We start from the raw sequence: 19,007 nt of genomic DNA, 5'->3' as shown, positions 1-19,007 counted from the left end.
GTCCGGACAAAGAGTAGTCGCAAGGGTGAGCCCATCAAAAGATTAGAAGCTATTCACAGCTATCTACTTAATTCAACGAATACTCTGGAAAAGTTTTCACTTGCTTAGGGATGATATGGACATCTTGGTGCCGTTCTAGGTTCAGTTTGTCAAAGTCTTGCCGCGCCAAGTAAGCCGTTACTCCCCGACCTGAAGGCAACATTAACTCCACCTGAACTTCCCAACCTAGGTGAACAATCCGCTCAATCTTGGCAGGCACTGTATCCTCAGTGGCATAGGAGCGGATCACCAAATCATGAGGCCGTAAAAAGACGCGATCGCCTTGTATTCCTTGGTTTCTTGGTAAGATGCCAGCATTCGCGGGGAGCACATTCACCGGACCAATGAAACTCATCACAAAAGGAGACGCTGGAGAATCATAAAGCTCTGCCGCGCTGCCAACTTGTTCAATCCGACCTTCGTTCATGACCACAATCTGATCAGCCACTTCCATAGCTTCTTCTTGGTCATGGGTCACAAATACCGTTGTTACATGAACCTCGTTATGCAGTTTCCGTAGCCAAGTCCGCAGTTCCTTACGAACTTTTGCATCCAGAGCCCCAAAAGGTTCATCTAAAAGCAAAACTTTGGGTTGAACTGCCAATGCCCGTGCTAGCGCCACCCGCTGCCGTTGACCACCAGACAGCTGTGAGGGGTAGCGATCGCCCAACCCTCGTAATTGCACCAAGCTCAGTAGTTCCTCAACCCGATGACGAATTTGGCTAGGCTTAGCTTTGCGGATTTCTAACGGGAAGGCAATGTTCTGCCGAATGGTTAGGTGCTTAAATAACGCGTAATGCTGAAATACAAAACCAATTCCCCGGTCCTGGACTGAGCGGTAGGTGGCATTTTCGCCAGTCAAAAAGATTTCTCCAGAGTCAGGTTGCTCCAATCCAGCAATCATCCGTAGCAAAGTTGATTTACCAGACCCTGAAGGACCTAGAAGAGCAACTAAGGACCCTGTCTCAATATTCAAGCTCACATTATCGATCGCGTGAAAGGAGCCAAAATGCTTGTCAACGTTTTGAACAGAAATACCCACGACAACTCTCCCGAAACCCAATTTACAAAATACGGTTAGTCTATCGAGTTAACGTATTTTATACAAGCATAAGGCTACCTTTAGTTTTGGTAGCCAACCAAAAGGTAGAGCCACCGAACTCTGCCGCTAGACTCAACACCTAAGCTACCTAGAACCGTTTAAGAGTTATGAAACAATGAATTGTTAGGTTTTCCTGACATAAGCCGCTTATACAACTACGAGTTTCGTCATACTTCTTAGTCTGCCTAAAAACCTGAAATGACTCCTAAAACGCCTGAAAGGGTTCTTAATTCTGCGTTTCACCAAATCCCACTACAACTTCTTATAAAGTTACTTATCTATATAATTTCCTGTTGTTCTCAAAATTTCTAAAATAAATCTAAGGCCAGATTCGTTTCTGAGTCCGATAGGCAGCCTGAGAGGCCAGAATGATCACTAAATCAACGTGATTTGCAGAGCCTTATTTGCCAAGCCCCTACAAAGATTTCTGGCTCCCCTAGCTTCTAATCCCCCTTAATCTCCGGTAAATTTCTGGGATAGAGTCAGCAATTCCCGGTAAATGGAGCGGCATTCTGGCCTTCTAAATGGGGGGTTTAGCATCTCCATTGACTTTGCTGAGAAGGTAGGAATACGCTTCTAAATAAGCACCCAAAGCAATTGTCCTTATCTCAAAAGAATATAGAGGTAAATATGATGACTGATTCTATGAATACTGAATTAACTGAGCTAAAAGTCTGTATCGAAGTTTGCACAGATTGCCACAACATGTGCCTAGAAGTCATGACTTACTGCTCAGATAGAAGCTGTAAGTACATCGATGTTTCGATGATGTCTATGCTTCGCGATTGTGCTGAGATGACAATGATGTGCATCAACATGATTGCCGATGGTTCTGAGTTTGCAGGTAGAACCTGCCAGCTTTGCGCCGAGATGTGCTTCAAGTGCGCGATCGCTTGCGACGAGATGCATGATGAAAAAATGACAGAGTACGCTGCTATCTTCCGCAAGTGCGCTGAGCATTGCAAAGCGATCGGTCTGATGTCTGCTGCATACTTCCGCAGAGCTAATCTGGAAGTTGAAGCAGTATCCTAATTAGTCGTCTCCGAAAAACTTGTCTCGTGTCAACCATCGGCTCTTGGCAGCTTTTAGGAGTGTGGCCAGGAAAGAAAACTATAGCGCTTGGCGATCGGGTTCGGCGATCGCCAAGCAGTTGGGAGCGGTTTTTTAGTCTCAAATCAGCATCGTCTATGGCTAATGTTGAACCTAGCCCGAACCTTTTGACCTCCGGTAGATAATACGAATAGATCCTAAATTTGCGCTTCCCATCCTGTAGACCACAGGGGATAGTAAGTAGCTAGCTAGAATTAAACTCAAAATGCTCCAGCGTATATCCGCCGCTAATGTCAATCCACTCACATCCGTTAAGAATGGTGAGAGAAGGGGCAAGTAAAATTACATCTGTGTCCGTTGTAGCCGTCAATTTATTGGTAGCTACACTTCGCCTTAAGGACACAGCGACGACATCAAGCAGCAATGATTGTGACTGCAAGCAGCTTTGATGTATGGGCCTAAAGCTATGGCGGCGTGTCAAGACCAATTGACACGCCGCCTCTATGTCTGTCTCTGGCTTCCACCCGTTTTCAGGTTCTCCGCAGGTTAGCGTAGCCTCGACTTCTGTTCACACGATGGTCGGTTGAAGTTACGCTTAGAAACTCCTTGCAGAGCTTTTCGCTTGGACTGAGCGAAGGTCATAGCGATCGAGGTTCATCACCTTGTCCCATGCCGCCGCAAAGTCATTCACAAATTTCTGCTGCGAGTCCACAGCGCCATAGACTTCCGCGAGGGCTCGGAGCTGAGAGTTTGAGCCAAAGATGAGGTCAACCCGGGTAGCGGTCCACTTGGAGTCGCCGGTTTTGCGATCGCTCCCCTCGAACACATATTCCTCCTCAGAGGTCGCCTTCCATGTCGTGCTCAGGTCGAGCAGGTTCACGAAGAAGTCATTGGTCAACGTCTCTGGGCGATCGGTGAAGACTCCATGTTTGGACCCGCCAAAGTTCGCACCCAAAACGCGCAAGCCGCCCACGAGAGCTGTCATCTGAGGGGCTGTCAGGGACAGCAGCTGCGCTCGATCAACCAGCAGCTCTTCGAGCGATTCGCTGTGTTTGCCACTAGTGTAGTTGCGAAACCCGTCTGCGACCGGCTCCAGTGGAGCAAAGGACTCGACATCCGTTTTCTCTTGCAATGCATCCGTACGTCCTGGCTTGAAGGGAACCGTCACGTTGTGACCAGCGTTCTTCGCCGCTTGCTCAATGCCTGCACATCCACCCAGAACGATCAAATCAGCAATCGAAACCCGTTTTCCGCCAGACTGCGAGCTGGTGAACTCCTGTTGAATTCCCTCCAGGGTTTGCAGCACTGTTGCCAACTGCTCTGGCTGGTTGACTTCCCAGTCTTTCTGCGGCACGAGACGAATACGTGCCCCGTTCGCGCCACCGCGCATGTCGGAGCAACGGAACGTAGACGCCGACGCCCAAGCGGTCGAAACCAATTGCGAGATAGACAATCCCGAAGCCAGAATCTTGGCTTTGAGAGCGGCGATGTCCTGCTCATCAATCAATTCATGATCAACGGCGGGGATCGGATCTTGCCACAAGAACTCTTCCTGGGGAACCTCTGCTCCGAGATAACGCGATCGCGGTCCCATATCGCGATGCGTCAACTTGAACCACGCCTTGGCAAACTGCTCTGCGAACTCATCCGGGTTATCGTGATAACGCTGTGCAATCTGGTTGTAGATGGGGTCCATCTTCATGGACATATCTGCCGTAGTCATCATGGGGGCGTGCCGTCTCGACGGATCGTGTGCATCGGGCACTGTACCCGCACCCGCGTCGCCCTTGGGCTTCCACTGCCATGCGCCAGCGGGGCTCTTCGTCAGCTCCCAGTCATATTTGAACAGGGTTTCGAGATAGCTGTTGTCCCACTGCGTCGGCGTGGGGGTCCATGCGCCTTCGATCCCGCTGGTGATTGCATCGACACCGACACCCGTGTTGAAGGCGTTCTTCCAGCCAAGGCCCTGATCGATGACAGTGGCACCCCCAGGGTCAGGACCCACGTGCGATGCCTCGCCCGCACCGTGGCATTTGCCAAAGGTATGCCCACCAGCGGTGAGCGCGACTGTCTCCTCGTCGTTCATCGCCATCCGTTTGAAGGTCTCGCGAATATCGCGCCCTGAGCCGAGCGGATCAGGCTCGCCGTCTGGACCTTCTGGGTTCACATAGATCAGGCCCATCTGCACGGCGGCGAGCGGATTCAGCAGCACGCGATCTTCTTCGTAACGCTCATTGCCGAGCCAGGCTTTCTCAGAACCCCAGTAGATGTCTTCCTCTGGCTGCCAGACGTCTACGCGCCCACCGGCAAAGCCGATCGTCTTGAAGCCCATTGACTCCAAGGCACAGTTGCCCGCGAAGATCATCAGGTCGGCCCACGAAATTTTCTTGCCGTATTTCTGCTTGACGGGCCAAAGCAACATGCGCGCCTTGTCAAGATTCGCATTGTCGGGCCAACTGTTGAGGGGCTCAAACCGCTGGCTACCCGAGCCTGCACCGCCGCGACCGTCGCCAATCCGATAGGTGCCAGCGCTGTGCCAAGCCATCCGGATGAAGAGCGGCCCGTAATGACCGTAATCGGCTGGCCACCAATCCTGGGAGGTGGTCATTAGTTCATAGATATCTGCCCTCAAGGCAGCTAAGTCAAGGCTTTTGAACTCCTCAGCGTAGTTGAACTCCTCACCCATAGGATTGGCTTGGGGTGAGTGCTGGTGGAGAATGTTCAGATGCAAATAATTTGGCCACCAGTCTCGGTTCGCCGGCCTATGACGAGGCTCAGATTTCTGACCGCCGCCCGTAAATGGGCATCCGTTTCCGCTGCTCATAGTATCTCCTATCAAATGTTGTGATATGGACTTTTTGATCTCCTGCAGGTATTGCAAGCAAATACTACAAGGCTAATTACTGGGATACTCGATGAGTCATAAATCGAAGAGAAATATAAACAACGTTATGATTTGAAACAATTCGAGTCTTTGCTGAGGTCTGATTCTCCAAACATTGATTGCGTTTGTCGGTATGGGAATTAAAACCGGGTCAATCGCACTTTTTCGAGCAGGTGAAGGTGACGAAACAAGCTGGGCTGGGACTGTTTAATGTAGCTTGCTACTGGAAACGAGCTTATCGCAACCATGGTGAGAAAAGTGCTTGGTTTCTCTTAACCAATCTGCCATCCTTAGGGGCTGCCGTTCAGGCTTACCGGCATCGCATGGGCATCGAAGCTTTTTTCCGCGATTACAAAAGTGGAGGGTATCAGGTGGAATCCACTCGTCTCAATCCCCAACGCTTATGCGGTTTATTTGTCCTTTTAGCCCTTGCCTATAACAGTGCAGTCATTCAAGGCCATGAAGTTCGCACTCAAGGCTCAGCCAGCTATATTTGTCGAGCCAAAGAAGGGCGAAGAATGAGGCGCAGACATAGCGATTTTTGGGTCGGTTTGTATGCCCAAGCCTGGTTAGGAGGGATGGACTTAGCCAGCGATTGGGCCGAGTCTTGGATGCAGCTTAGGGGCAATAAGCAATCCTATCTTCAGCGAGGCTTACACGCTGCTTCCCGACTCCACTCCTTGTTCTAGCCTTCTTGTTACCCCCTGAGTGAAATCCAGCTCAGTTGATAGAGTTGAATCTGCTCAGGAATAGAAGTGTGAACCGCGATCGCAATCCTCATTCATCAAGATTCATCACAAGGAGATCAAGATGGAAACCACGAAAACCGAACAAATTTCACCAATATCCGCTCAACCTGAGAAAGAACATCAGTGGCTCCAGAAGCTGGTGGGTGAATGGATCTATGAAACCGAAGCAATGATGGGACCAGACCAACCCTCTGTAAAATCAACAGGAACCGAGACGGTTCGCTCAGTGGGTGGTCTCTGGATATTGGCGGAAGGACAGGGCGAGATGCCTTGTGGTCCTGCGACAACGCTGATGACCCTGGGCTACGACCCACAGAAACAGCGCTACGTAGGCACTTGGGTCGGATCAATGATGACGTATCTCTGGCAATATGACGGTGAATTAGACGCAGGTGAAACTGTGCTAACGCTTGCCTCTGATGGACCAACAATGACGGGTGAAGAGAAGATGGCAAAGTACAAAGACGCGATCGAGTTCAAGAGCGACGATCACCGAGTTTTGACTTCTCATATATTGACGGATGACGGGCAGTGGCATCACTTCATGACCGCCCATTATCGGCGGAAGCAGTAAAACGTAAAGCAACTCTACCACCAGAAAAAATTATCCACGCGATGCTCAATATGATTTGCCTTTGGGTGTTGCGTGGATATTTGTTAACTAGCTGATTGAGATTCTCTCGCTATCTAAAAGCACATTCCCTCATTCCCAATTACTTTTGTAGTATAATGTAGTATTACTAGAGAGACTACCTGCCCAACCCCGTGCACTCGACTTTATATCACTGTATGGTCTTGTTTCATGTAAATGCGATGCGAAGCAGTTTCCCCTTGGGGGTAATCACCACTATCAACCATGAAAATTCGGATTGAACCTTATGGCGATCGCCAACTTGAAACAGTCGTTCGGCTGTCGCTTCGAGCTTGGACTCCAGTCTTTGACTCACTTCAGCAAGTGATAGACGCTGATGTGTATCGTTCATTCTATCCCGATGGTTGGCGCGTGAGCCAGCAAAAGGCTGTTGAAGTCTGCACTGCCGAAGACACAAATGTGTGGGTGGCAATGAGTGCAGAGGGTGATGCTATAGGAATCGATACTGGTTTAACTGTGGGCTTTGTCGCCGTGAAACTCCACTCAGAGAGCAGCATGGGTGAAGTCTATATGGTTGCAGTCGATCCAGATTTTCAAGGTCAAGGCATCGGCACGGCTTTAATGGAATTTGCCCTCTCTTGGATGAAAGATGCTGGAATGTCTGTTGCAATGGTTGAGACTGGAGGTGATCCGGGTCATGCCCCAGCCCGTCACACTTACGAAAAGCTGGGCTTTGGGCTGTTACCGATCGCCCGATATTTCAAGAAGCTCTAAGTTGGCAGAGACAATATGAAATTGAGGAATTGAGGGGTTGGCGAATGACCAAGACTTTTTACGCGGTTTTAGCGAACTCATTGTTAGCTTCGCTGACCAATAATTTTGTTTGGTTTGCCGTCACGTTTTGGGTGTATCTGCAAACGAAGTCCGTGTTGGTGATGTCAGTCATGGCAGGTGTGTATCTGGTGACGGTTGCTCTCTCTGGATTCTTCCTGGGATCTTTGGTGGATCGATACAAAAAGAAAACAGCAATGCTGCTTTCGAGTACCTGTTCTCTGATTTTGTACATCCTCGCCTATATTATCTTTGTTTCAACTCCATCCTCTGTTTTTACAAATCCTGCCAGTGTGCCGCTTTGGGGCTTTATCACGCTGGCATTGGTGGGAGCGATCGCCGGAAACATTCGCACGATTGCCCTACCCACCCTTGTGACCATCCTGATTCCCGAAGCAGAGCGTGACAAAGCGAATGGGCTCGTGGGCACAACAAACGGTGTGTCATTCCTCGTTGCGTCGCTCTTTAGTGGCATGGTAATCGGATTTCTGGGTGCCTACTGGATGCTCGTGTTTGCAATGGGCCTGATGATTCTGGCAGTTCTCCATTTAGTGGCGATCGCCATTCCCGAAAAGGGAGTTATCCATCTGGACCATCAAACCAATCGCATCGATATTCGTGGCACGATTCGAGCAATCCATCTGGTTCCCGGACTGTTTGGACTGATTTTCTTTAACTGCTTCAACAACTTCCTAGGTGGAGTTTTCATGTCTCTGATGGATGCCTATGGCTTATCCCTGGTTTCCGTCCAAGTCTGGGGCACGTTGTGGGGATTTTTGAGCGTAGGCTTTATTGTCGGTGGATTGGTGGTTGGCAAGGTAGGTTTGGGAAAAAGTCCGCTCAAAACGCTATTTTTGTCCAATATTGCCATGTGGGTCATTGCAGCAGTCTTCACGATTCAGTCCTCGATCGCATTATTGGCGATCGGTGTCTTCATTTACATGTGCTTGATTCCGGTCGTTGAGGCATCCGAGCAAACGATTATCCAAGCCGTGATTCCGCTCGAACGTCAGGGTCGGGTATTCGGGTTTGCCCAAAGCATCGAACAAGCAGCATCCCCACTGACCGCGTTTATGATTGGACCGATCGCCCAATTTATCTTTATTCCCTTTATGACCACAGGTGCGGGTGCCAATCTGATTGGCAGTTGGTTTGGCACAGGGGCCGATCGCGGCATTGCCCTCTTGTTTACCGTGACAGGATTGATCGGGCTGATTGTAACGCTGATGGCGATGCGATCGCGCTCGTACCAAAAACTGTCAGTGAATTATCAAAAGTATTAGTTTTATGGTGACCCTCCGCCCTGCCACCTCCGCTGATTTAGCTCTGCTGCAACATTGGGATGAGCAACCGCATGTGATTGCCTCAGACCCAAACGACGATTGGCACTGGGAGGTGGAACTTGATCGCACCCCTGATTGGCGAGAACAACTGATTGCTGAAATAGACGGGCGTGCGATCGGCTTCATTCAGATTATTGACCCCGCTCGCGAGGAGAGCCATTACTGGGGAGAGATCGCCACGAACCTCCGCGCCATCGATATTTGGATTGGCGAAGCAGCGGATTTAGGCAAAGGATATGGAACGAAAATGATGCAGCTTGCCCTAGCTCGATGTTTTGCTGCCCCAACTGTGACGGCTGTGCTGGTTGATCCACTGGTCAGTAATACCCGTGTTCATTGCTTCTACGAACGGCTTGGCTTTCGCTGTGTTGAGCGCCGTCAATTTGGTGAGGACGATTGCTTTGTCTACCGCCTGAACCGAGAAGATTGGCAACCCAAAAATGTTGACCCTGACTAGTGCTTTCCGGAATCACTCTGACTTGCACTGTATCACCACAGGCTTAACTTGCTATTTCATAATCAGGACACATGAGGGGAATCACATCTATTTTGAGTAAGCAGTTCAGACGATTAGCTTTGCTGGGTTGTAGCCTGGTACTACTATTCCTAGCCAGTTTGGTAGCTTCACCTGTCCACTCTCAGTCTGTAATACCTGTAAGAGATAGCACCCAAGCGATCGCGCATCCTGAGCAGGCTGTGATTGCCCAAGCTCCAAATCTAGCGAAAGCCTTTCAGGAATTGGGAGTAGACGGTTCGATCATCATCTACGACAAGAATCGCGATCGCTTCTACGAACATAACCCGACTCGCAATGCCACGGCTTTCTTTCCCGCTTCGACTTTCAAAATCCTCAATGCCCTGATTTCGCTGGAAACAGGCGTGATTCGGGATGATCTGGCAATTCTGACTTGGGATGGTGTGCAGCGAGAAATTCCCGCTTGGAATCGAGATACCAATCTCCGCCAAGCCTTCAAAGACTCTACCGTTTGGTTCTATCAAGTCTTGGCTCGTCGCAATGGGCATGAGCAAATGCAAAAGTTTGTAGAGCAAGCAAACTACGGTAATCGCCAAATTGGCACCCCAGACCGAATTGATCACTTCTGGTTAGAGGGTCCGCTGCAAATCACTCCTAGACAGGAAATTGAGTTTCTCCAACGGTTGAAGCGAAACGATTTGCCTTTCTCAAAACGCACAATCGACTTGGTCAAAAACATCATGATTATGGAGCAAACACCAGACTATATCTTACGAGGAAAGACCGGCTGGGTGACGGAGATTAGCCCTGGTGTGGGTTGGTTGGTCGGTTATTTAGAGCAAAATAACAATGTGTATTTCTTTGCGGCTAACATTGCCATGTCTACGATGGAAGATGCTCCTAAGCGATTAGAACTGACTCGTCGTAGTTTCAAAGCCCTAGGGCTGCTCTAATTTTGATGCGATCGCTGCCCCTAATCAGTTTAATGGTGGCTGAGTTTCTCTCTCAAGTGAGCAACCAAATCGCTGTTTCCAAAGGATGAGCAGGGCTAGCTAGAGATTGAAAAGCTCGGAATGCTGAATTTCCTGTTAGTCAACCCAACCTAAGGCGAGGGACGATCGCACTAGGCTTGGGCTGAACTTCTCCTCAAAACTTGAACAAATTTATGGTGAGGAGCGATGAAATAAGCAGGTGCGGCTTGGAGAACCGTCAGGACATAAGCCAGCCGTTTGCAGTTCACTTGCACTGTGTGGGAGGGCCGCTCCAAGCTTGAGGAATCACTTTGTCAAGCTGAGACTTTTCAAAGCGAGCCAGACTCAACAAGTCCGGTGACTGGTTCGCAAAGCCCTCTGTCGGCACTGCATAAGCGATCGCGCCCAGATAGTTGGCATTCGCAACGGCTCGCTTGACTCTAGCATCATAAAGACCATAGGGATAAGTAAAGTACTGCACCGAGCGACCCAGTCTCGATTCCAGAATTTTCTTCGAATCGGCAACTTCTTGGACCAACTGTTGATTAGAGAGCTTGGTGAGCACAGGGTGAGTTTTGCTATGAGATGCAATCGTCACGAGCGAATCATGGGCCATCGTTCTGAGCTCTTGCCAGCTCACGTGAGTCCGACCCGCATTCACCCCCACCGAACTGGTGTGAATCGAGAATACAGCTGGGTACCCATATTCCTTTAAGAGTGGATAGGCGTACTGATAGTGCCCTCCATAGCCATCGTCGAACGTCAGTAAGATCGATTTCTTAGGTAAAGGGCTACCGGTGCGCAGATGAGCCATCAATTGAGCGAGGCTAATGGGGGTCATCTGGTTCGCCTTCAGCCGCTCAAAGTGCTGTCTTAGTTCGTTAGGCGTTAAGTCATACGCCACTTTCTTTGCTGGCAGAATGTCGTGATACATCATGATGGGCACTCTGGCCTGCAAAGCATTGGGATGCAACTGGGGGAAGGGTGCAACAGATGCGGTTGGAACGTTTGCAGGACAGGTGTGCCAGGTGCGTGGCAGTTGTGCCATCCCATCAGAGCGAGCGGCAGATTGTGCAATCCCTGAGGCGGCTGCAGTCAAAAGCATTGTGCTCAAGCACAGGGTAAGAAAGCGGTTCATCATCTAGACGTTTTAAGCTCATTCATTAGAGTTACAAACCAACAGCGAGATTAACAGAAGCTCTGACGATGCAGGCGAGAGACTGTACAGTTTTTTGTGTAAGCGGTCAAAATAACATCCAATGACAGGAAACCGTCCATGAAAGAATCCAATCCTTCTGCCGCCAAAGTGGACCAGCTGCTCGATGAACTGCTGTAAGATTACTCCGGACCCGAAGCCGTTCTCGGAGAGCAAGGGTTGCTCAAACAACTCACTAAGCGTTTGGTGGAAAAGGCGCTACAGGCAGAGTTGAGCCATCATCTTCAATAAAACAAGAGACTGTTTCGTTCACGGCTTTTCTCCTAAATAGCTTATGGCATAAGCTGTTGCGACATGAGCTCAATTTGCAAAACTTCTCCAAATTGCACCACTTAATATCCGCTAGGTAAGCGCTGAGTTAAGGCGATCGCTATTCTGCAAGATGTGCTGTAAGCACGGGAGAACCTAACGTGAAATGGCTCCTAATGCTCTTAATGTTGTTTTTTGAGCATTGGTCAACCCCGTTGTGCCTTGAATATTCATGCCCTCATAAAGGCGATCGCCTTTCGCCGTTTTGATACAGCGTCCTGTAGCGACATCCCACAGTTTTATGGTGCGATCGAAGCTCCCACTTAATAGAATTTGACCGTCAGGGCTGAAGACAACGGATGCGATCCAACTGGCTTGCCCACCCATCACATGAAGGCATTCCCCCGTCTTCAGATTCCAGAGGCGAACGGTTTGGTCATCACTGCCACTGGCAATCGTTTGACCATCCGGGCTGATAGCAATGGTAAACGCGATGCTGGTATGCCCCTGTAATGTCCTTAGACATGCTCCGCTTTGCACATCCCACAATCGAATCGTCTGGTCAAAGCTGCCGCTTGCTAGAATCGGCTCGGTTGGATGAAATGCTAGCGCGTAAACCCCGCCCTTGTGTCCTTCTATCACCCGTAGGCACTCCCCGGTCTGCACGTCCCATAGCCGAATCGTTTGGTCATAGCTGCCACTTGCTAGAGTTCGACCTTGGGGATCAAAGGCGATCGCCCGCATGCTGCTCTGATGACCCTGTAGCACGTGTAAGCATTGGTGAGTTTGCACATCCCACAGACGTACTGTTCGGTCACGGCTGCTGCTTGCTAGGGTTTGCCCAACGGGGTTAAACAGCACCGCTAACACAGGAGCATCATGAGCAATCCAGCGATCGCCCTGTCCTGTTTGCACATCCCATACAAAAATGGAACCATCTTCCCCGTTGGTGGCGATGGTTTGACCATCCGGGCTAAAGCTTAAATTTGAAATTAGGCTGTTTTCTCTGTACAGGGTTTTGTAGGGAGGCGAACTGAGTAGTTCTCTATCAACCTGCCATTGCCATAAATGAATCGTTCCCGTTTGACTACTACTACTGGCAAGCAGTTGATTCGGCGATCCAGTTCCCGCTGAGGCAAAATCATTCTGATTCTGAGCTGCTGTAACTGTGACAGGACTAAAACTTAAGGCGTGTTCTCCATAGGTATAACCGCTTAACGTTTTGAGGCTTTGCCCACTCGGCATCTGCCACAGCCGCACGGTTCGATCCTGGTTGGCGCTGATCAAGACCTGACCAAACCCCTCTGGGGATGCTCCGCGAACGGCACTGATAGCAAGCGCCAGAGCAGATACCGTCTGTTCGCCCAGAATATTCGTACAGTATCCGTCTTGGACATTCCAAAGCCGAAGGGTGCCATCATCACTGCTGCTTACTAAAGTGTCACTCTCTGGACCAAATACAATATTCCGAACCCAGTCTAAAGTGTCACTTTTTGGACTAAATACAATGTTCCGAACCCAATTGGTATGCCCCCGCAGCGATAATTCAGGATTAAATAAATGAGTTTTAGAATTAGGCGGATGAATCCATAGTTGAATGCAGCCATCGAGACCGCCACTTGCCAATCGTTGACCATCCGGGCTGTAGCGCACGCAGCGAATACCGGAAGAATGCCCTTGCAGCACATTTAGGCATTTTCCAGTCTCAACATCCCAAATCCGAATCGAGGCATCCTTACTGCCACTGGCTAGAATTGGATGGTTGGGTGAGAAGTGAACGGAATAAACGTTTTTGGTGTGTCCTTTCAAAACGTGCAAGCAGTCACCCTGTAAATTCCACACTCTTGCGGTTTGATCATCACTACCACTGGCTAACCATTGACGATTAGCGCTAAAGTTTAAAGACCAAATTCGACTCGTATGCCCTGGCGAAATCCACAAACACTGACCACTTTGCACATCCCACAACCGTACGGTCGCATCATTACCGCCACTCGCCAGTGTCGTGCCATCAGGACTAAATGCAACAGCCCAAACTCCACCGCGGTGTCCTTCAAATGTTGCAATGAGTTGATGGGATGCAACATTCCACAAATACACAAAACCGTTGATATCGCCCACGGCAAAAACTTGACCATCGGGGCTAATATCAACCGATGTTGGCACCCCCAAAGTCTCTGAAAAAAGGGATGTTGCTAAATCAGAATTTTGAAAATTGACCCCTACTAAACTAATCTGCCGCAGATCAGCTTGCCGCACTACAAGTTCAGAAAAGTCGGAACCCTGCAAATCTACTTTAAGTTGCACCAGCAGATTGATCAAATTCCCCGCCGCATATCCTGCTTCATATTCTGACCGTTGTTGTGTGAGAAGTAGCCTTGCTCTATTTTCAACTTCTGACACATTTCGGTAAGCTGATAAAAGCCATTCTATTACAGGCTGTACGATGAATCGTAATTGCATCTTGAGGATATAGTCTTTCGCCTGTACTCGAATCAATGAATGACTTTGCCATACACCAAGCTGTCGGGTTGTAAATTCTGTACAGACCTGTTGTATCAACCGTTCTGTGACATATTCCAGTACAACGGGCTGCAAGAAAAATAATCCATCTGTTTTTTCGAGTAGCGACCGCCGGAGCAGCGAATTTACTTGTTGGGGAACGGTTTGTTGTAAAGCTGCACCAATCACGTTTTCACGAATCTCTGCGATCGCCACCGGTTCTCGGTGAATAGCGAACCAGTAGAGAATTTTCTGTTCCTCTATCGATAGACGATTGAACTGGCGAGCGAGCAAATCGCGGATGTCTTCAAAGACAAAAACGCCCTGCTCAAGATAGCTTAGAACCTCTGCGACGCTGCCGTCGAACAAGTCTTGCGTGGCAGAGGCGACCAACTTCAGTGCCAGAGGATTGCCGCCATAGTGATTAACTAGGGTTTGCCACTCGGCTTGTGAACCTGTAAACGCTCCTTTTTGCTGAAAAATGGCGCGTCCATCATCGGGCGTGAGTCCACTGAGAGAAAGCGATCGCACCACGCTCTGCTCGCCCTCCAACATGGCGATTTCACGGGGTTTCTCACGGCTGGTCAGCAGGCAACAGCTTTGATGGGATGTTTCTCCCAGTGTTCTTAAAAATTGCCCGTAAGCTTCATACCCCGATTGCCACTGACCCACTTGTTCACCATGCAAAATCGTTTCGGCGTTGTCTAAAATCAGCAGGCACCGTTGCGATCGCAAATATTCCATCACCTTCGACAACTTTCCGTCTACCGTTGTAGGGATGATGGGATCGTCGCCTTGAAGCGGCATCAGAAATTTCAACAGGCTGGTGAGGAGATCGTCGAAGAAAGGGGCATTGGCAAGCGATCGCCATACCACAACCTCAAAGTCAGACTGCATCTGTAGCGCTGCTTTGACGGCGATCGTACTCTTGCCAATCCCACCGAGCCCCAGTAGCCCAACTACACGACAACGTTCAGCTACCACCCACTGCCACAGTTGCGCCAATTCGGTTTCACGACCATAAAACACCGAGGTATCAACCGCGTTATCCCAGTCTTGTTGCGGATCTTCTCGCTGCGACTCCAGTGTTTTAGAGGCTGTGACAGGAGGTGCATAATCAGCCTTTGTGAGTTCCAGCCCAAATGCCTGAAAAAGGATCTCTAGCGACTGCCGATCGACACCAAGCTCGCGATTAAGGATTCGGGCTAGGGTATTGAGAGATAGTCCTGTGCGTTCGTTGAGATCTTCCTGTGTGAACCGCTTCCCCCAGGCTTCCTCCGATTCTGCCTGCTGTTTTGCCGCTTGAAATCGCTGCCATCCATGAGGCGACAAAGTGACTCCTCTGACTCGTGTAGAGGCAACTCCACTGCGCTTGGATTTCTTGGCATTGGTATCCATAAGCAAATTGCCGGATTAAAGGGCAAAGCGAGTCTTTTTACTTTTTTATTTTTATGAGGGGCTGCATCCTTTTGTGGAATTGCAAACCACTGAATCAAGGTCTTTTCTTTTCTCCTGGAGAATACCACGCTTGACGATAAGTTGCAGCTTTAACTAAAGGAACTTGCGTGGTGTAAATGGAATGTCTGTTGAAGAATGAGGACAACGAAGTAAATTTCGAGTTAGCGCCTTTGTTTGCATTGAGCCTAATCTATGACATTCATTCAAAAGGTCAAAGGGGCTGTACTTCTGAATGTTGGGCTACCGTTTTTGAAAAAACAGGTGAAGCTATGCAAGTACTTATGAATAGACCACTCAAGGATAAAGCTATGAAAACAGGGATAAATCGGCAGTTACGCTTGGCAGCTCGTCCTGTTGGTGACATCAAGGAAAGCGATTTTGAGTATCGCGAAGAACCAATCCCCAGCCCTAAAGAGGGTGAGGTTCTGGTACGGTCTATATATCTTTCGCTAGACCCCACCAATCGCATTTGGATGAGCGACATGGAGCAGTATATGCCTCCCGTTGAAATCGGGGAAGTCATGCGCGGTGGTATTATCGGTGTGGTTGAAGAGTCTAAGAATCCAAATTTTAAACAGGGAGATTTGGTTTCGGGTATGCTGGGTTGGCAAGATTATGCGATCGCTGAAGGAAACAGTGGCTTTTCTCTCATGCGACTACCTGCCCCTTTGCCCTGTCCGCTCACCACATTTGTGGGACCCCTGGGATTTACGGGTTGCACGGCTTACTTTGGACTTTTGGATATTGGACAGCCAAAAGTTGGAGAAACTGTGGTTGTGTCAGCAGCGGCAGGAGCAGTTGGTTCCATTGTCGGACAAATTGCCAAGATCAAAGGTTGTCGTGTGGTGGGTATAACTGGCTCTGATGAGAAATGCCGCTGGCTGGTTGAAGAACTTGGGTTTGATGCAGCGATCAACTATAAAACCGTTGACTTGGAAAGCGCGATCGCTCAAGCCTGTCCCAATGGAATTGATGTTTATTTCGATAATGTTGGGGGTTCTATTCTTGATGCCGTGCTGACCAAAATTAATCTGCACGCACGTATTCCTCTATGCGGTTTGATCTCAGCTTATAACGCAACAGAGCCTGTTCCTGGCCCTTATAATTACAGTCAAATTCTGACGAAGCGTGTTCGTGTGCAGGGGTTTATTATCCTCGATTACATTTCCCGCTGGGCTGAAGCGATAAACGACCTTGGACAGTGGCTCAGTCAGGGAAAGATTAAATATGCTCTAGAGGTTGTCGAGGGCTTGGAAAATGCACCGAAAGCAATCCTAAAACTTTTCGATGGCAATAAGAAGGGAAAACTAGTCGTTAAAGTCTCAGAGGAACCTAGCTAATTACGTCAGATTGGCTGTGGACTTTTTTGACAGTGTTCAAGTTTTTTCGCTGAGCCCTTGCCTCAACATTGGCAGGATTTATGCGATCGCTTCGACATCAATCCCGCTGACTAATGCCCTTATTTAGTAATAGAGCAAAGCAAATCTTTTTTATAACGGGCTGCATCCTTTTGTGCGAATTGCAAACCCTGAATCGAGGTCCTTGTTCCTGCAGAAAACCACGCTTCACCATAAGTTGCAGCTTAACTCAAGAAACTTGCGTGGTCTAAAGGGAATGTCTGTTGAAGAATGAGGACAACGAAGTAAATGTCGAGTCAGCACCTTCTGTTCATCCTGAACCTGACTCATGTTTTCCATCTTGATGCCAGTCTCCGTGGCGATCGCTCAGTTTCCCGCACCCACACAAAGTAGTTCATCTCAGACTAGCAAGCTGCTCATCCAAACTAAGGAAAATCATGCTTAAATTCAACAAACGATTGACTGCCTTAGCCTTTTTAACACTAATGGTAGCTAGCTCCACTGTGCCAGCCGTTGCTACTCAAGATCAAAGCCCAGTCGAACAACTATGTCGGCTAAGACCAGGTATCAAACCTGTTTGCACAGTGTTGGTAATTGACCCAAATGGAGTCGTCATCCGTTCTGGTCCTGGTTCTGATTATCGAAGAATTGGTGTCATCCCTTACCAACATGATGTCAACGTCAGAGTAACCGAATGTTCTGGCGAATGGGTAAAGCTTGATGCTCGTCCTGGTTGGATTCATTATCGCTACCTGGAAATGGCTGGGGACTGAACTATACCTGGGTCATTGCATAGAATCAGCTCCAGTTTATAGCCTGACTCTGGAGCGCCGAAACAGCAAAGCAGATCCGATAAACATCATGACGAAAAACGCATTCAAACCTAATACACTCAACACACCCATAGATGCTTCTACCGATGTCACCTGGGGTTTCTTGATAATCAGTGCGATCGCAGGAACCAATGCCTGAGCGAGTGCTGTTGCAAACAACGTACGTGCCATTCCCCGTGGCCGTAAACGCGCGATGGTGGCACCGAGGATTCCAATGGCAACCACTCCGAAATACATCAGGTTAACGGGGTTGTCCTCAGAGCCGATGATACCAACGGCAAGGTTCATCCAGACGAGGAGGAACGCTGCCGCGAGTGCGATGCCAACGGCTACTCGGTATGCCATCGTGCCCCCCTTCCTCGCTACCAGCTCATAGGCGAGACCCGTACCAAAGATGAGGATACCAGCAACAATGAAATCGGTCAGATCCCAAACTACTTGATTGGTAAACAGCATCGCTATCAAAGGCATCAGCAATATGAATGCTGTCCCGAGTGCAAGGTAAATAATGTTTTTGTTTTGCCTAACGATAGATGTTATGTTCTCTCTCATAATTCCCGCGGATGTTTCGATGAACAGCCAAAGAGCATAACCAAATAATCCTCGTCCTTCCTCTGCACGCTCTCGGAGAAGATCGGTGAAAGCTTGCTTCATTCCTTCACCGAAGCGCTCATAGTAAGGCTTCGAGTAAAGACGAAGCAGTTTTGCATACCAGTTCCGGTATCGTCGTATTAAGCGTTCGTTCATATGTCCTACGCAAAAGTATTCGGAAAGATCCGTTTTTGTTGAGCAACCATCAGAAGGTCGTGGTATCGCTCCAATTCCGCAGCGAGTGCTTTTTTACCGAGCCCGGTGATTTGGTAATAGATCCGCCGCTCGTCGTCCATTTTTGGGTCTATCTTTTTGTCACTCTCACATATCAATCCCGCCTCAATCATGCGACCAATCGAGCCGTAGAGCGTTCCAGGTCCCATCTTTACCTTGCTCTGCGAATCCAACTCGACCTGCTTCATGATTTCATAGCCATGGCGCTCTTGTGTGGAGAGCGCGAGAAGGATATGAAACACTGCTGGAGTAAGGGGTTTATTGGTTGTATTCTCTTTATCCATACCTCATGCTATATCCGTAACGGATATATGTCAATACGAGGTTAAAAGTCTGCAAAACTACCACACTTCATCATAAGTTGCAGCTTAACTGCAGGAACTTGCATGGGCTAAATGAAATGTCTGTTGAAAAAAAGGCGTTGCTGAAAGAGTAATGCTGGCTTTGGCACAATGAAGGTATGAAATGTCCTCAATGTCACTCCACTCACACGGCTAAAAACGGTCACCGTCGCGGAAGACAGTGCTATC

General features: G+C 48.9%; 15 protein-coding genes and 1 pseudogene. 10 read left to right on the top strand and 6 right to left on the bottom strand.

Features of this window, described 5'->3' with window-relative positions; genetic code table 11:
* Positions 1 to 67: 67 nt before the first annotated feature.
* Positions 68 to 1,081, bottom strand: a complete 1,014-nt coding sequence (locus H6F90_RS25355) for a sulfate ABC transporter ATP-binding protein (protein ID WP_190554848.1) — start codon at positions 1,079 to 1,081, stop codon at positions 68 to 70.
* 690 nt (positions 1,082 to 1,771) lie between these two features.
* On the opposite strand from H6F90_RS25355, the gene H6F90_RS25350 reads away from it, so the two are divergent.
* A complete protein-coding gene (locus H6F90_RS25350; RefSeq protein ID WP_190554847.1) occupies positions 1,772 to 2,173 on the top strand; it encodes a four-helix bundle copper-binding protein in 402 nt (133 codons plus the stop codon).
* 613 nt (positions 2,174 to 2,786) lie between these two features.
* On the opposite strand, the gene katG is transcribed toward H6F90_RS25350, so the two are convergent.
* Positions 2,787 to 5,015 carry a catalase/peroxidase HPI gene (gene katG, locus H6F90_RS25345; RefSeq protein ID WP_190554846.1) on the bottom strand — a complete coding sequence of 743 codons (2,229 nt, stop codon included), beginning with the start codon at positions 5,013 to 5,015 and terminating at the stop codon, positions 2,787 to 2,789.
* 239 nt (positions 5,016 to 5,254) lie between these two features.
* Between katG and H6F90_RS25340 the strand changes: the two genes are divergently transcribed.
* The 6 genes from H6F90_RS25340 (at position 5,255) to blaOXA (ending at position 10,018) form a co-directional block, all read left to right on the top strand.
* On the top strand, positions 5,255 to 5,764 hold the full coding sequence (locus H6F90_RS25340) for a hypothetical protein (RefSeq protein ID WP_190554845.1): 510 nt from the start codon (positions 5,255 to 5,257) through the stop codon (positions 5,762 to 5,764).
* Between the two features lie 121 nt (positions 5,765 to 5,885).
* Positions 5,886 to 6,398, top strand: a complete 513-nt coding sequence (locus H6F90_RS25335) for a DUF1579 domain-containing protein (protein WP_190554844.1) — start codon at positions 5,886 to 5,888, stop codon at positions 6,396 to 6,398.
* Between the two features lie 282 nt (positions 6,399 to 6,680).
* Positions 6,681 to 7,190, top strand: coding sequence for a GNAT family N-acetyltransferase (locus tag H6F90_RS25330; RefSeq protein WP_199296171.1), 510 nt, complete (start codon positions 6,681 to 6,683; stop codon positions 7,188 to 7,190).
* A 44-nt stretch (positions 7,191 to 7,234) separates the two neighbouring features.
* Positions 7,235 to 8,530, top strand: a complete 1,296-nt coding sequence (locus tag H6F90_RS25325; protein ID WP_190554843.1) for an MFS transporter — start codon at positions 7,235 to 7,237, stop codon at positions 8,528 to 8,530.
* 4 nt (positions 8,531 to 8,534) lie between these two features.
* A complete protein-coding gene (locus H6F90_RS25320; protein ID WP_190554842.1) occupies positions 8,535 to 9,047 on the top strand; it encodes a GNAT family N-acetyltransferase in 513 nt (170 codons plus the stop codon).
* Positions 9,048 to 9,118: 71 nt separating this feature from the next.
* Complete coding sequence (gene blaOXA, locus H6F90_RS25315) at positions 9,119 to 10,018, top strand: class D beta-lactamase (protein ID WP_190554841.1); 900 nt, start codon at positions 9,119 to 9,121, stop codon at positions 10,016 to 10,018.
* 283 nt (positions 10,019 to 10,301) lie between these two features.
* Here blaOXA and H6F90_RS25310 read toward each other — a convergent pair whose 3' ends face one another.
* Positions 10,302 to 11,141, bottom strand: a complete 840-nt coding sequence (locus tag H6F90_RS25310; RefSeq protein WP_199296170.1) for a polysaccharide deacetylase family protein — start codon at positions 11,139 to 11,141, stop codon at positions 10,302 to 10,304.
* Positions 11,142 to 11,312: 171 nt separating this feature from the next.
* Between H6F90_RS25310 and H6F90_RS30885 the strand changes: the two are divergent.
* A pseudogene (locus H6F90_RS30885) lies at positions 11,313 to 11,477 on the top strand (IS256 family transposase); the annotation flags it as partial.
* A 180-nt stretch (positions 11,478 to 11,657) separates the two neighbouring features.
* Here the strand turns inward: H6F90_RS30885 and H6F90_RS25305 are convergent.
* The gene (locus H6F90_RS25305) at positions 11,658 to 15,401 is read right to left on the bottom strand and encodes an NB-ARC domain-containing protein (protein ID WP_190554839.1); all 3,744 of its coding nucleotides are present in this window, start codon (positions 15,399 to 15,401) and stop codon (positions 11,658 to 11,660) included.
* Between the two features lie 368 nt (positions 15,402 to 15,769).
* Here H6F90_RS25305 and H6F90_RS25300 point away from each other — a divergent pair, with 368 nt between their 5' ends.
* Together H6F90_RS25300 and H6F90_RS25295 are read left to right on the top strand one after the other, a co-directional pair.
* Positions 15,770 to 16,801, top strand: coding sequence for an NADP-dependent oxidoreductase (locus tag H6F90_RS25300; protein WP_190554838.1), 1,032 nt, complete (start codon positions 15,770 to 15,772; stop codon positions 16,799 to 16,801).
* 455 nt (positions 16,802 to 17,256) lie between these two features.
* Positions 17,257 to 17,592: an SH3 domain-containing protein gene (locus H6F90_RS25295; RefSeq protein ID WP_190554837.1), complete on the top strand. Its 336-nt coding sequence runs from the start codon at positions 17,257 to 17,259 to the stop codon at positions 17,590 to 17,592.
* 36 nt (positions 17,593 to 17,628) lie between these two features.
* On the opposite strand, the gene H6F90_RS25290 is transcribed toward H6F90_RS25295, so the two are convergent.
* A complete protein-coding gene (locus H6F90_RS25290; protein ID WP_190554836.1) occupies positions 17,629 to 18,399 on the bottom strand; it encodes a hypothetical protein in 771 nt (256 codons plus the stop codon).
* A gap of 5 nt (positions 18,400 to 18,404) precedes the next feature.
* Positions 18,405 to 18,761, bottom strand: a complete 357-nt coding sequence (locus H6F90_RS25285; RefSeq protein WP_190554835.1) for a PadR family transcriptional regulator — start codon at positions 18,759 to 18,761, stop codon at positions 18,405 to 18,407.
* Positions 18,762 to 19,007 lie beyond the last annotated feature (246 nt).

The sequence above is a fragment of the Trichocoleus sp. FACHB-591 genome (assembly GCF_014695845.1).
Taxonomy (GTDB): domain Bacteria; phylum Cyanobacteriota; class Cyanobacteriia; order FACHB-46; family FACHB-46; genus Trichocoleus.
Note: the sequence above shows the minus strand (reverse complement) of the source record. Positions and strands in the feature narration are given on the sequence as shown.

Coding starts and splice junctions, on each gene's coding strand:
- H6F90_RS25330 (WP_199296171.1), top strand. CDS start 6,681: ATGAAAATTCGGATTGAACCTTATGGCGATCGCCAACTTGAAACAGTC.
- H6F90_RS25290 (WP_190554836.1), bottom strand. CDS start 18,399: ATGAACGAACGCTTAATACGACGATACCGGAACTGGTATGCAAAACTG.
- H6F90_RS25310 (WP_199296170.1), bottom strand. CDS start 11,141: ATGCTTTTGACTGCAGCCGCCTCAGGGATTGCACAATCTGCCGCTCGC.
- H6F90_RS25350 (WP_190554847.1), top strand. CDS start 1,772: ATGATGACTGATTCTATGAATACTGAATTAACTGAGCTAAAAGTCTGT.
- H6F90_RS25320 (WP_190554842.1), top strand. CDS start 8,535: ATGGTGACCCTCCGCCCTGCCACCTCCGCTGATTTAGCTCTGCTGCAA.
- H6F90_RS25300 (WP_190554838.1), top strand. CDS start 15,770: ATGAAAACAGGGATAAATCGGCAGTTACGCTTGGCAGCTCGTCCTGTT.
- H6F90_RS25325 (WP_190554843.1), top strand. CDS start 7,235: ATGACCAAGACTTTTTACGCGGTTTTAGCGAACTCATTGTTAGCTTCG.
- H6F90_RS25305 (WP_190554839.1), bottom strand. CDS start 15,401: ATGGATACCAATGCCAAGAAATCCAAGCGCAGTGGAGTTGCCTCTACA.
- H6F90_RS25285 (WP_190554835.1), bottom strand. CDS start 18,761: ATGGATAAAGAGAATACAACCAATAAACCCCTTACTCCAGCAGTGTTT.
- katG (WP_190554846.1), bottom strand. CDS start 5,015: ATGAGCAGCGGAAACGGATGCCCATTTACGGGCGGCGGTCAGAAATCT.
- H6F90_RS25335 (WP_190554844.1), top strand. CDS start 5,886: ATGGAAACCACGAAAACCGAACAAATTTCACCAATATCCGCTCAACCT.
- H6F90_RS25295 (WP_190554837.1), top strand. CDS start 17,257: ATGCTTAAATTCAACAAACGATTGACTGCCTTAGCCTTTTTAACACTA.
- blaOXA (WP_190554841.1), top strand. CDS start 9,119: ATGAGGGGAATCACATCTATTTTGAGTAAGCAGTTCAGACGATTAGCT.